We start from the raw sequence: 12,472 nt of genomic DNA on the forward strand, positions 1-12,472 counted from the left end.
TCCGGAGCATCCATCATGACCATCGATTTCACCGGCAAGGTTGCCATCGTCACCGGCGCGGGCGGCGGGCTGGGGCGCGAATATGCGCTGGAACTGGCCAAGCGCGGCGCACATGTCGTGGTGAACGATCTGGGCGGATCACGCGACGGCACCGGCACATCAGACGCTGCCGACAAGGTTGTGGCCGAGATCGAGGCGGCGGGCGGCACGGCCATGTCCAACGGCGGTTCGGTGACGGAATATGATCAGATGGTCGCCATGGTGGAGGCGGCCAAGGCCAAATGGGGCCGCGTCGATATCCTGATCAACAATGCCGGCATCCTGCGCGACAAGAGCTTCGCCAAAATGGAGCCCGCCGATTTCGATCTGGTGGTGCAGGTGCATCTCATCGGCTCCGCCAACGTCACCAAGGCGGTGTGGGAAACGATGCGTGAGCAGAATTACGGCCGCATCCTGATGACAGCCAGCTCCACCGGGCTGTTCGGCAATTTCGGCCAGGCCAATTATGGCGCGGCCAAGCTGGGCCTCGCTGGGCTCACCAAGACGCTGTATCTCGAAGGCGCGAAATATAACATCAAGGTCAACACGCTGGCCCCCACCGCGGGCACCCGCATGACCGAGGATATCCTTCCCGAGCAGGCGTTCGAGGCGTTCGATCCGGTTAATGTCGTTCCCGCCGCGCTCTATCTGGTGAGCGAAGACGCGCCGACCAACGCCATCATCGGCGCAGGCGCGGGCGTCTATCAGGCCAGCTATGTCACGCTGACACAGGGCGTCGCCCTGCCTCCGGAAAAACGCACCGTGGAAGGCGTGGCCGAAGCGTTCGAACAAATTACAGACCGCAAGGGCGAAACCGTGCCGCAATCGGGCAGCGAGCAGGCCATGAGCATCATGAAAGCGCTGCAAGCGCTGCAAGCGCTCGGCTGACTTATTCTAAGATCTTGTCATCGCGCTGCCTTTCGGCATGCGTGATGGCAGGCAAGGGCAGCCCCGGCGGCAACATCCGCCGACGTGCCCTACCGTGTTGACATACTAACACAGCCAGCATAGCTTCCCTTGCAATCAACAGGGGAGAAGCGCGCCATGTATAGCGAAACAGATCTGCAATCCGCCGTGGCGGCGGGGGCCATCAGTGCGGAGGCGGCGGATTCGTTTCGCGCGCATATCAGCACCGCGCGTCAGTCACCGATGGTGGATGAGGAACAGTTCCGCCTGCTGACCGGTTTTAACGATATCTTTGTGGCGATCGCGGTCGTCATCATGCTGGTGGCCGTTGGTGGCATCGGCCAGGCATTAACGCCTGTTTTCGACGGACCTCCACCCTTTGCCGGATTGTTCGTCGCTGGTGCAGCCTGGGGCCTTGCCGAGTTTTTCACCCGCAAGCGCCGCATGGCGCTGCCCAGCATCATCCTGCTGCTCGCCTTTGTCGGCGGTCTGTTTGAGGCATGGCTTGGCTTCGGTTTCATGACCGGCATTTTCGAAAGTGGTTCGGCCACGACGAACAATCTTGGCGAAGCCCTCTGGGTGGCATTGAGCGCGTTGCTGACCGGGGGCGGTGCATGGCTGCACTGGCGCCGGTTCCACGTCCCCATCACTATTACCGCCGGCGCCGCGGCGCTGGCAGGCACGGTCGCCGCCTTGATCGTCTCTGCCATTGGCGCAAACAATCAGGATCTTGGCGACATCATGCTGGCCATCGTCTTTCTTCTAGGCCTCGCCGTGTTCGCCTTCGCGATGTGGTGGGACATGTCCGATCGGCAACGGGAATCACGGCGCAGCGATGTCGCCTTCTGGCTGCATCTGCTGGCCGCACCGATGATCGCTCACCCGCTTTTCTCGCTTCTTGGAGTCACGGATGGCGGCATGGTCGGTGTGGCGGGGGCAATCGGCGTGATCGCCGTTTATCTGCTGTTCGCCATTGTCGCTCTGGCGATCGACCGGCGCGCCTTGCTCGTCTCGGCGCTGGCCTATGTGCTGTTTGCGCTGACCGAGCTGTTCCGCCAGTTTGGCGTGGTTGAGTTTAACGTCGCGCTGACCGCGCTGGTCATCGGATCGGCACTGCTGACGCTCTCCGCCTTCTGGACACCGATCCGCCAGATGGTGGTGGAGAGGCTGCCTGGCACATGGCAGGCGCGGTTGCCGATCTCGGGCCTCGTGGTCGCCTGACCGTCAGTTGCCGACCAGTTTCATCAATTTACGTTCAACAGGGGCCAGCACAGGAACAAGCTCATGCCCCCGCTTCAGGACGGCGCCACCCTCACCCACCAGCGCCCACATGCCTTGGCGCTGGCGCAGGGCGGGCCGTTTCTCGATGCGATATTCCGGACGTTCGGCGGCGCGGCGGAAGCAGCTGAACACGGCGGCATCCTTGCCAAAATCGATGGCATAATCCTTCCAGTTTCCCGCTGCCACCATACGGCCATATAGATCGAGGATGCGCATCAGCTCCACCCGGTCGAACCCGACCTGGGAGGGTTTTCCAGCCGGGGGAAAAGGCAGGATATTGCTCATCAGGCGCGGTCGCGCTGCTCCGCCTGATCCTGCCCATGCTCAGTCTGCTCCCGGCCAAGGCGGGCCTCCAGCGCATCGATCTTGGCCTGCATGATCTCGAGCCGCTGCATCATCGGATCGCCGCTCTGCGCACATGGCGTGCCATATGGCACGAAATCCTGCGTGTAATTTTCCGCGGCCACAAGGGTGGAACGCGCCTTCTGCCCCACCATGGTCGCGCCATCCGGCACATCGCCGGTTACCACGGCATTGGCACCGACGCGCGCACGTGCGCCGATCGTGATCGGCCCCAGAATTTGCGCGCCTGAGCCGATAATGACATCATCTTCAATTGTGGGATGGCGCTTGCCGGGCTCGCCATTGGTCGGGTTGGTCCCGCCCAGCGTCACGCATTGGTAGATGGTGACATTGTCGCCGATTTCCGCGGTTTCCCCGATCACGGTAAAACCATGATCCAGAAAGAAATGCCGCCCGATCCTGGCGCCGGGATGAATGTCGATCGCCGTCAGCATGCGCGAAATATGGTTGACCAGCCGCGCGAGGAAATAGAGCTCGCCCATGAACAGCCAGTGCGCGATGCGATGGAATCCCAGCGCCCACACGCCAGGATAGGTCAGAATTTCCCACCGTGAACGCGGCGCGGGATCGCGCTCCTTGATCGATTCCAGATAGGCTATGAGGTCCCGAAGCATGGGCGCGCTCCTTGTAGTTCAAGGTGCAAGATAGGAAAGCGGGCACGGCTTGACCAGTGCCGCCTTGTGCAGTTGCAGCAGAGCATGGATCCGGCCGGCGCTGGACTTATCGAGTTTTCCGCTTATTTTGGCGGAAATAATCGACAGGACCCAGATTTGAGCAACTATCTCCCCACGCTGAAACAGCTGCAATATCTCGCCGCGCTGAAGGAGCATGGCCATTTCGGCCGCGCAGCGGAAAGCTGTTTCGTGACGCAGTCGACATTATCGGCCGGGCTGCGCGAGCTGGAGTCGCTGCTGGGCGTGACGCTGGTGGAGCGCACGCGGCGGGTGGTGCGGTTCACTCCGCTGGGCGATGCCATCGTGGCCAAGGCCCATCAGGTGCTGCGCGGCGCGGAAGAGCTCAGCGACATGGCCAAGTCTGCCGGACAACCGCTCAGCGGCGATCTGCGGATGAGCGTGATCCCCACCATCGCGCCGTTCCTGCTGCCGCGCCTGCTGCCCGATCTGCGGCGCAACCATGCCGATTTGAAGCTGTATCTGCGCGAAGAAACCAGCTCAGACGCGTGTGAGGCGCTGCACCATGGGCAGGTGGATTGCGTGCTGCTCGCCTTGCCCTACCCCTGCGGCGACAGCGAGCATGAACCGCTGTTCGAGGACCGGCTGTTCGTGGCCTTTCCCAAGGATGATCCACGCGAATTGCCGGCCTATATTCCGCCCAATTTCATCGACGAGACCCGGCTGCTGCTGCTTACCGACGGGCATTGCCTGAAGGATCATGCGCTGGCCGCCTGCAACCGCCCGGAACTGCGTGCCTCGGCCACGATGATGGGCACCTCGCTGCACACGCTGGTGCAGATGGTGGACAATGGCCTCGGGCTGACATTGCTGCCCGAAATGGCGATCCGCGCCGGCTTGCTGCACGGTACGCAGGTGGAGGCGCGCCCGCTGAAAGCCAGGAACGCATCCCGCCAGATCGCGCTGCTATGGCGCAAGGCTTCTCCGCGCGAGGAGGAGTTTCGCCTGCTGGCGCGCGAGCTTCGTGGGCTCTACGCGGCCGAACTGGGCGCCAAGCTCGACGAATAGCGCGGCGAAAGCGCCCAGCCGCCGCCATATCGCTTGGGTTCATCAACGCTTTGCGATAGCGATGCGCAGTCATTTCAGCCCCCGGACGGGGCCCGCGCATTCGGGAGTATCGAGCGTCATGAAAAGCATTTTTATCGGGGCCGCGCTGTCCACCATCCTCGCCTGGCCGCTGGCTGCGCAGAATGTCGAGCCGCTTCCCCCGCAGGGTCAGCCAACGCATCCGCCGGCGTCCACCGGCCAGGCCGCGCAGACCACCACGCCGCCTCTGCCGGGCCAGGCCGCACCGCGCCCCTATCCCGCGCCAACCCCGTCGCAGACATCTGCGCTGCCGGCCCAGTCCGGAACGGCGCAGCCGGCGCCCGCGCAGCTGCCCTATGAGCAGCCCGCCGACAACGGCCAGATCAGCTCTCCTTCCGCACAGGCAACAAATGCGCCGGCCACACCGTCGGCCCCGGCCTATAAGCCCAGCGACTTCACGACGGTGGTCGATCTGATTCAGCAGTCGCCCGCGCATACCCGCCTCGCCGAATTGCTGGGCGATGGCATGATGGTCGGCGCGCTGGAGGAGCTTGGCCCCTTCACCATCTTTGCGCCCAGCAACAGCGCCTTCATGGCCATGGATCAGGCCGAGCTGGTCAGCCTGCTCGAGACCGAGAACAAGGCCACGCTCGACCGCCTGCTGAAATATCATGTGGTGAAGGGCTATCTCGCCTCATCCGAGCTGGTCAAGCAGCTGAAGGCCAATGGCGGGCGCGGCAGCCTGCCCACCTTGTCCGGCCAGACGCTGGTTGCCGGCCTGTCGCCCGAGGGCAAGGTGACGCTGACCGATCCGGAAGGGCATGTCGCCACCATTACCGCTTATGATCAGCCCGCGTTCAACGGTCTGGTGCATGTAACCGACACGGTCATGATCCCAGCCGAGCCCGACACAGGCAAGAAAAAGCGCCGCCGCTAAGCCCTATCAGCCCGGCTTGTCCGCCAGCACACCGCGGCGGGCCGGGGTCTCGAATGGAATGCCGTTGAACAGCCACAGCGCGACGGCGCTTCGGCTGATCAACTGGTGCATGGCAAAACTGAGCGCCAGCGCCGCTGCCGACACGCCGATCCAGCCGATCAGCGGCGGCACGGCATTGGCAACGCTGAGCAGCGTGAGCGCCAGAATGATCGGATGATGAAACAGGTAGACGGTGAAAGACGCGTCCACCCATTTGCGGACAAAGGGCGAGGGTCTGGCCGCCCATCTCGTCAGCAGCGCGAACAGGCTGGACACAAGACAGAGCGCGGCAATGCCGGACAGGACTTCCAGAGATGCCGTGGCCACGCGGCTATCGGACCCCTCCAGCATGGCATAGCCGATCAGCGCCGCCACGCCGATGGCGAGGTTGATCGGCTGAAACCGTTCCAGCGACGCGCGCACATCGGCTGAACGCTGGCACAATATACCGGCAACGAACCAAGGCAGATTGCCCAACAGTTCCTCGACATGAATGAAGCCCATCGCGAACACCGGCTGCGCGCCGAACAACAGGGCATATAGATGCATGCCCACCAGCCACAGCCCCGCCAGCAGGCCCAGGATCGGCCAGATCAGCGGCAGGGCCAGAAACCGCTGCATCGCCCGGCTGTCGATCAGCCTGCACAAGGTCGGCCAGCTGAGCGCCAGCAACACGCACAGCATCATCATGCACGGCAGGAACCAAAGATAGTCGAGCGGGTGCGGCCAGGGCAGCGTAAAGATCTGCCAGCCTATGACATGCCCGTTCTGTGCGTATGCTAGCATGGCCCGCTGTAGCGGCAGGAGCAGCAGGCCAGCGGTGAGCAGCGGCAGGCCGAGGCGCGTAAGGCGTGCCTGCAGCCAAAGGCCGCGCGCGCGGCGCGCCAGCAGGAATGCCGAAAAGAAACCGGCGATCAGGAAGAACCCCGGCATGCGAAAGCTTTGGGTGACGAAGGCCACCATGCCGAGAAAGGCGGAGGTCTGGCCCGAATGCACCAGCCAGTGCCCGCTGGGCACATAAGCGAGCGCAGCATGAAAGGGGATGCCCAGCAGCATGAACAGCGCGCGCGCGGCATCGAAATGATGGAGCCGGTCTTTCGAGGCGGAGACGGTGGCCAGCTTGGTTTCCTCTGGGACAAACATGCTTTCAGATCTGTCCCGCATAGCGCGATAGCTTTTCGATCCGTTTAAACGGCACGACGTGAAACGACATAAGGCAGCAAAAAGCTGCATCACGCCGATCCGGCAGATGCCCGTCCGGAAGAGATCGCACCGCCTGAACCCGCTTAGCGCATGAAAAAAGGGGCACCCGGATGGATGCCCCTCTCTCTGTTTGAAACGGTGGTGACCGGACTTAGAAGTCCATGCCGCCCATACCGCCCATGCCGCCCATGCCGCCGCCGGGCATGCCGCCGCCGCCATTCTTGTCTTCGGGCAGCTCGGCCACGCACGCTTCCGTGGTGATGAGCAGACCGGCGACCGAACCGGCGTCCTGCAGCGCAGTGCGCACAACCTTGGTCGGATCGATCACGCCAGCTTCGACGAGATTTTCATATTCGTCGCTGAACGCATTGAAACCGAAGTCCGTATTGTCCTGATCGAGCAGTTTGCCGGACACGACGGCGCCGTCGAAGCCTGCATTCTGTGCGATCTGACGGACCGGAGCGGTCAGCGCCTTGCGGACGATATCGATACCGCGGGTCTGGTCGCTGTTCGCGCCTTCCATGCCGTCGAGCGAGCGCGTGGCGTAGAGAAGGGCCGTACCGCCGCCGGGGACGATGCCCTCTTCGATGGCCGCCTTGGTGGCGTGACGCGCGTCTTCCACGCGGTCCTTCTTTTCCTTCACTTCGACTTCGGTGGCACCGCCAACCTTGATCACGGCCACGCCGCCGGACAGCTTGGCGCGGCGCTCTTCGAGCTTCTCGCGGTCATAGTCAGACGTGGTGGATTCGATCTGTGCGTTGATGGCGTCCACGCGGTCCTTGATCGCTGCGGCATCACCCGAACCATCGACGATGGTGGTGTTGTCCTTGTCGATCGTTACGCGCTTGGCTTCACCGAGCATGTTCAGCGTGACGTTCTCGAGCTTGATGCCGAGATCTTCGCTGACCATTTCGCCGTTCGTCAGAATAGCGATGTCTTGGAGCATGGCCTTGCGGCGGTCGCCGAAGCCCGGTGCCTTCACGGCTGCAACCTTCAAGCCGCCGCGCAGCTTGTTCACGACGAGCGTGGCCAGAGCCTCACCCTCGATGTCTTCTGCGATGATTAGCAGCGGACGCCCGGCCTGTACCACGGCTTCCAGAATGGGAAGCATCGCCTGCAGGTTGGACAGCTTCTTCTCGAAGATCAGGATGTACGGATCGTCGAGCTCAACCGTCATCTTCTCACTGTTGGTGATGAAGTATGGCGACAGATAACCGCGGTCGAACTGCATGCCTTCCACGACGTCGATCTCGAACTCGAGGCCCTTGGCTTCTTCCACGGTGATCGGCGCGTTGTGGCCAACCTTGTCCATAGCTTCTGCAAGCTTCTCGCCGATTTCCTTGTCGCCATTGGCGGAGATCGTGCCGACCTGTGCAATTTCCTTGGAACCGGAAATGGCCTTGGAGCGGCTCTTGAGGTCTTCGACAACCTTGATCACGGCCAGATCGATGCCGCGCTTCAGATCCATCGGGTTCATGCCGGCGGACACCGACTTCATGCCTTCGCGCACGATGGCCTGCGCCAGCACGGTTGCGGTGGTGGTGCCGTCGCCAGCTGCGTCATTGGTCTTGGATGCGACTTCGCGAAGCATCTGCGCGCCCATGTTCTCGAACTTATCCTTCAGTTCGATTTCCTTGGCTACGGACACGCCGTCCTTGGTGATGCGCGGTGCGCCGAAGCTCTTGTCGAGCACGACGTTGCGGCCCTTGGGGCCGAGCGTTACCTTTACGGCGTCGGCGAGGATATCCACGCCCTTCATGATGCGCTCACGCGCGTCGCGGCCGAATTTTACGTCTTTGGCTGCCATGTGATAAATTCCTTTATTGGGTTGAAGTTATAAAAAGCGCCTGTCGCTCAGCCGATGATGCCGAGGATGTCGCTTTCCTTCATGATGATCAGATCTTCCCCGTTCACCTTAACCTCGGTGCCCGACCATTTGCCGAACAGGATCTTGTCACCGGACTTTACGTCGAGCGGCGTGACGGTGCCGTTATCGGCGCGAACACCGGTGCCGATGGCGACGACTTCGCCTTCCTGCGGCTTTTCCTGAACGCTATCGGGAATGATAATCCCGCCGGCGGTTTTCTGTTCGGCTTCGACGCGGCGTACGAGCACGCGGTCGTGGAGCGGACGAAAGTTCATAAATTGTCCCTTTCCTTAAGGTTTCTGATCATGTGCGGTTCTGCCCTACCAATGGATGGCCACAGGCATTCGTTGCAAAATTTCTGTTAGCACTCTCGACTGGTGAGTGCCAACGCAGCGGGATATGGCCGGTTTTGATGACAGATCAAGGGCGATGGTGAGGTATTTTTTGCGGCGCAATCACTGCAAAATGCAGGCTAGCGGACACGTCAGGGATAGGAACAACGCCCCGCTAATTGAAAGGCCGATCCCAAACGCTTGCGAACATCGGTCTTTCCGGCCTTCGCCGGGATGACGCGCGCCGGGCAGCGCTTTCGGTTACGCAGAGCGCGCCGGAAGCCCTGCCGCCCGCAACGCGGCATGCGCCTCGCCGATCGTGGCTTCGCCGAAATGGAAGATGGAGGCGGCCAGCACGGCGCTGGCACGGCCCTTGGTCACGCCCTCCACCAGATGATCGAGTGAGCCCACGCCGCCACTGGCAATCACCGGCACGGACACTGCGTCCGCCATGGCGCTGGTCAGCGCCAGATCAAAGCCTTCACGGGTGCCGTCGCGGTCCATCGATGTAATCAGCAATTCGCCAGCACCCAGATCGACCAGCCGCCGCGCATGTTCCAGCGCATCGATGCCGGTGGCCTTGCGCCCGCCATGGGTGAAAATTTCCCAGCCGTCGCCATCCTCGCGTCGCCGCGCATCGATTGAGGCAACCACGCACTGGCTGCCGAAGCGTGCGGCGATATCGCTCACCACTTCGGGCCGTGAGACGGCGGCGCTGTTCACCGCCACCTTGTCCGCGCCCGCCATCAGCAGCGCGCGCGCATCGTCTGCCGTGCGGATACCACCGCCCACGGTCACCGGCATGAAGCAGACCTCTGCCGTGCGCCGCACCACGTCGACGATGGTTTCGCGGCCTTCATGGCTGGCGCCGATATCCAGAAAGCACAGCTCGTCCGCGCCTGCCGCGTCATAGGCGCGCGCCTGCTCGACCGGGTCACCGGCATCGACCAAATCCACGAAATTGACGCCCTTGACCACGCGGCCATCGGCCACGTCGAGACAGGGAATGACCCGAATGCGAACGGTCAAGCGCCTGCCCCCAGCGCGATCGCCGTCGCCAGATCCAGCGTGCCGTCATAGATGGCCCGTCCGGTGATCACGCCCTCGATTCCCTGATCGGCCTGCAGCGCGAGCATGCGGATATCGGCAATACCCTTCACCCCGCCGCTGGCGATCACCGGGATATCGACCGAGCGCGCCAGATCGACCGTCGCCTCGATATTGCAGCCCTTCATCATGCCGTCGCGGCCCACATCGGTGAACAGCAAGGCCGCAACCCCGGCATCCTCGAACCGGCGGGCCAGATCGACCACCGTTATATCGCTCTTTTCTGCCCAGCCGTCGGTCGCCACCATGCCATCGCGCGCATCGACCGCCACGACAATGCCGCCTTCCCAGTCCCGCGCGGCAGCCTTGACGAACTCCGGATCCTTCAGCGCCGCCGTACCGATCACCAGCCGCGATACCCCGAGTGCGAACCAACGGTCCACCGCCGCCCGGTTGCGAATGCCGCCACCCAGCTGCACATGGCCGGGGAATGCCGCGACGATGGCCTCCACCGCGGCAGCATTGCGCGCTTCCCCCGCAAAAGCTCCGTCCAAGTCCACGACGTGCAGATATTGCGCACCCAGTTCGGCAAAGCGCAGCGCCTGTGCAGGCGGATCGTCGGCATAGACGGTGGCGCGGTCCATATCGCCTTCGGCCAGACGGACCACTTCGCCGCCCTTCAGATCGATCGCGGGAAAAATGATCATGGTTTCCACTCCAGAAAGCGTTTCATGAGCGCGATGCCATAGCCCTGGCTCTTTTCAGGGTGGAACTGCACGCCCAGCATATTGCCGCGCGCCACCGCCGCAACCACAGGGCCGCCATGATCCGTCACCGCCAGCACATCCGCCTGATTGCTGGGTTCAAACGCGTAGCTGTGCAGGAAATAGGCCTCACCAGGCTGCACCACATCATGCGCTCTATCCAGCGTCACCGCGTTCCAGCCCATATGCGGCACCCGCACTTCGCGCAGTTTCGGATCGAGCGCGCTCACCGTGCCGCCGATCCAGCCGAGCCCGTGATGCTTGCCATGCTCCAGCCCCACGCCTGCCATCATCTGCATGCCCACACAGATGCCCAGGAACGGCACACCGTCCCGCCGCACCCGGTCGTTCAGCGCCGCGACCATGCCGTCGATCCCGAACAGCGCCGCACGGCAATGGGCAAACGCCCCCACGCCCGGCAGCACGATCCGGTCCGCCGCGGCCACCACCGCCGGATCGCTGGTCACCGCCACATCATCTGCGCCCGCCGCCTTCAGCGCATTGTGCACCGAATGCAGATTGCCTGCGCCAAAATCGATCAGGGCTGTCCTGCTTGCCATATGTCCGGTTCGTCCTGCGCCTGTTCGCCTGAGCTTGATGGCCTAAGTCTGATGACCTGAGTCTGATGAGAAGCGCCTGCTCAAAGGCGCCCGGGGATCATCCGCCCAGCTGCCCCTTGGTGCTGGGTATCGCATCGCCCTTGCGCGGGTCCAGCTCCACCGCCTGCCGGATCGCGCGGGCAAAACCCTTGAACAGGCTCTCACAGATATGGTGGTTGTTCTTGCCGTAAAGCAGCTCGATATGCAGCGTGATCCCGGCTGCATCGGCCACCGAATGGAACCAGTGTTCGATCAGCTCGGTATCCAGCTCGCCCAGTTTTTCCTGCGTGAAGCCGGCTTTCCAGACCAGCCAGCTGCGGCCCGAAATGTCGAGCGCCACGCGGCTCAGCGTTTCGTCCATCGGCGAATAGGCCTGGCCGTAACGGTGGATGCCCGCCTTGTCGCCCAGCGCCTCCAGCAGTGCCTGCCCCAGCGCAATGGCGCTGTCTTCCGCCGTATGATGCTGATCGACATGCAGATCGCCGTCCACCTTCAGCTCCAGATCGATGAGCGAGTGACGGGCGAACTGCTCGATCATGTGATCGAGAAAGCCGATCCCGGTCGACACGTCATATTGCCCGGTCCCGTCCAGATTCAAATGGACGCGGATTGCGGTTTCCTTGGTCGAGCGGTCGATGGTTCCTGTGCGCATGGGCCGGATATACGCCCCCGCCCGCGCTTTGAAAGCCCCCGCCCGGTCTTATCGCGGCAAAACTCTTAACCGCCTGGATTCAATAGGCGCTTCGGTCCACGAGTCCGCGCATGAGTGATGATATGCCAGACAGCCTGATTCCCTATGACGAAATCGTGCAGGAAGCCCTGCGCGCCGTGGTGGGCCGCGTCCTGACCGAAGTCGAGGCGGGCGGTCTGCCCGGCGAACATCATTTCTACATCACCTTCAAGACGCACGCTAAGGGCGTCTCCATCCCCACCCATCTCATCGAACGGTTCCCCGATGAGATGACGATCGTGATCCAGCATAAATATTGGGATTTGAAGGTGGGCGACAGCCATTTCGAGGTGGGCCTGAGCTTCAACCAGATCCCCAGCCATCTCATCATCCCCTTCTCCGCCATCACCGCCTTTGTCGACCCGGCGGTCGATTTCGCCCTGCAGTTCCAGGTCGACGGCGAACTCACCGCGATGGACCATGAGGACGCTGCCGAGAATGACGGCCCGACGATCGAGCAGGAAGACGGCAGCAATGTTGTCAATGTGGACTTCGGCAAGAAAAAGTAACGCGTTGTCCTAAACAGTTATTCGGCAAATGATTGCGAGCTGTCATCTAAAAACCCCTCCAAAGTCGTTATTGTAAGCCGGTGAGGCCTATCGTAATGGTGGCGCCCCTAGTGGGTTATAAAGTTGGTTGCTTTGTAT

14 protein-coding genes are annotated in these 12,472 nt (G+C 62.4%); 5 read left to right on the plus strand and 9 right to left on the minus strand.

What is annotated here, in order from left to right:
* The first annotated feature begins 15 nt into the window (after positions 1 to 15).
* Positions 16 to 927, plus strand: coding sequence for an SDR family NAD(P)-dependent oxidoreductase (locus G410_RS0113435; RefSeq protein ID WP_022674184.1), 912 nt, complete (start codon positions 16 to 18; stop codon positions 925 to 927).
* Between the two features lie 156 nt (positions 928 to 1,083).
* On the plus strand, positions 1,084 to 2,166 hold the full coding sequence (locus G410_RS0113440) for a hypothetical protein (protein WP_022674185.1): 1,083 nt from the start codon (positions 1,084 to 1,086) through the stop codon (positions 2,164 to 2,166).
* A 3-nt stretch (positions 2,167 to 2,169) separates the two neighbouring features.
* Here G410_RS0113440 and G410_RS0113445 read toward each other — a convergent pair whose 3' ends face one another.
* Entirely contained in the window at positions 2,170 to 2,511 is a 342-nt protein-coding gene (locus G410_RS0113445; protein ID WP_022674186.1) for a DUF2794 domain-containing protein, read from the minus strand.
* Positions 2,511 to 3,203, minus strand: a complete 693-nt coding sequence (epsC, locus tag G410_RS0113450) for a serine O-acetyltransferase EpsC (RefSeq protein WP_022674187.1) — start codon at positions 3,201 to 3,203, stop codon at positions 2,511 to 2,513. The genes G410_RS0113445 and epsC overlap by 1 nt, the downstream gene beginning before the upstream one ends.
* A 156-nt stretch (positions 3,204 to 3,359) precedes the next feature.
* On the opposite strand from epsC, the gene G410_RS0113455 reads away from it, so the two are divergent.
* Both G410_RS0113455 and G410_RS16865 read left to right on the plus strand, forming a co-directional pair.
* Positions 3,360 to 4,289, plus strand: coding sequence for a hydrogen peroxide-inducible genes activator (locus tag G410_RS0113455; protein ID WP_028971471.1), 930 nt, complete (start codon positions 3,360 to 3,362; stop codon positions 4,287 to 4,289).
* A 118-nt stretch (positions 4,290 to 4,407) separates the two neighbouring features.
* The gene (locus G410_RS16865; RefSeq protein ID WP_022674189.1) at positions 4,408 to 5,244 is read left to right on the plus strand and encodes a fasciclin domain-containing protein; all 837 of its coding nucleotides are present in this window, start codon (positions 4,408 to 4,410) and stop codon (positions 5,242 to 5,244) included.
* 6 nt (positions 5,245 to 5,250) lie between these two features.
* Here the strand turns inward: G410_RS16865 and G410_RS16870 are convergent, their stop codons facing one another.
* From G410_RS16870 to hisB, 7 genes are all read right to left on the minus strand, one after another.
* Complete coding sequence (locus tag G410_RS16870; RefSeq protein WP_022674190.1) at positions 5,251 to 6,426, minus strand: acyltransferase family protein; 1,176 nt, start codon at positions 6,424 to 6,426, stop codon at positions 5,251 to 5,253.
* Between the two features lie 211 nt (positions 6,427 to 6,637).
* The gene (gene groL, locus G410_RS0113470) at positions 6,638 to 8,293 is read right to left on the minus strand and encodes a chaperonin GroEL (protein WP_022674191.1); all 1,656 of its coding nucleotides are present in this window, start codon (positions 8,291 to 8,293) and stop codon (positions 6,638 to 6,640) included.
* A gap of 47 nt (positions 8,294 to 8,340) precedes the next feature.
* Positions 8,341 to 8,628, minus strand: a complete 288-nt coding sequence (groES, locus tag G410_RS0113475) for a co-chaperone GroES (protein ID WP_022674192.1) — start codon at positions 8,626 to 8,628, stop codon at positions 8,341 to 8,343.
* Positions 8,629 to 8,946: 318 nt separating this feature from the next.
* Positions 8,947 to 9,714, minus strand: coding sequence for an imidazole glycerol phosphate synthase subunit HisF (gene hisF / locus G410_RS0113480; protein ID WP_022674193.1), 768 nt, complete (start codon positions 9,712 to 9,714; stop codon positions 8,947 to 8,949).
* Positions 9,711 to 10,439: a 1-(5-phosphoribosyl)-5-[(5-phosphoribosylamino)methylideneamino]imidazole-4-carboxamide isomerase gene (hisA, locus tag G410_RS0113485; protein ID WP_022674194.1), complete on the minus strand. Its 729-nt coding sequence runs from the start codon at positions 10,437 to 10,439 to the stop codon at positions 9,711 to 9,713. Before hisA ends, hisF begins: the two co-directional genes overlap by 4 nt.
* On the minus strand, positions 10,436 to 11,056 hold the full coding sequence (hisH, locus tag G410_RS0113490; RefSeq protein ID WP_022674195.1) for an imidazole glycerol phosphate synthase subunit HisH: 621 nt from the start codon (positions 11,054 to 11,056) through the stop codon (positions 10,436 to 10,438). Before hisH ends, hisA begins: the two co-directional genes overlap by 4 nt.
* A 97-nt stretch (positions 11,057 to 11,153) precedes the next feature.
* Positions 11,154 to 11,747, minus strand: a complete 594-nt coding sequence (hisB, locus tag G410_RS0113495) for an imidazoleglycerol-phosphate dehydratase HisB (protein WP_022674196.1) — start codon at positions 11,745 to 11,747, stop codon at positions 11,154 to 11,156.
* Between the two features lie 110 nt (positions 11,748 to 11,857).
* On the opposite strand from hisB, the gene G410_RS0113500 reads away from it, so the two are divergent.
* The gene (locus G410_RS0113500; RefSeq protein ID WP_022674197.1) at positions 11,858 to 12,334 is read left to right on the plus strand and encodes an SspB family protein; all 477 of its coding nucleotides are present in this window, start codon (positions 11,858 to 11,860) and stop codon (positions 12,332 to 12,334) included.
* Positions 12,335 to 12,472 lie beyond the last annotated feature (138 nt).

The sequence above is a fragment of the Novosphingopyxis baekryungensis DSM 16222 genome (assembly GCF_000420305.1).
Lineage (GTDB): Bacteria > Pseudomonadota > Alphaproteobacteria > Sphingomonadales > Sphingomonadaceae > Novosphingopyxis > Novosphingopyxis baekryungensis.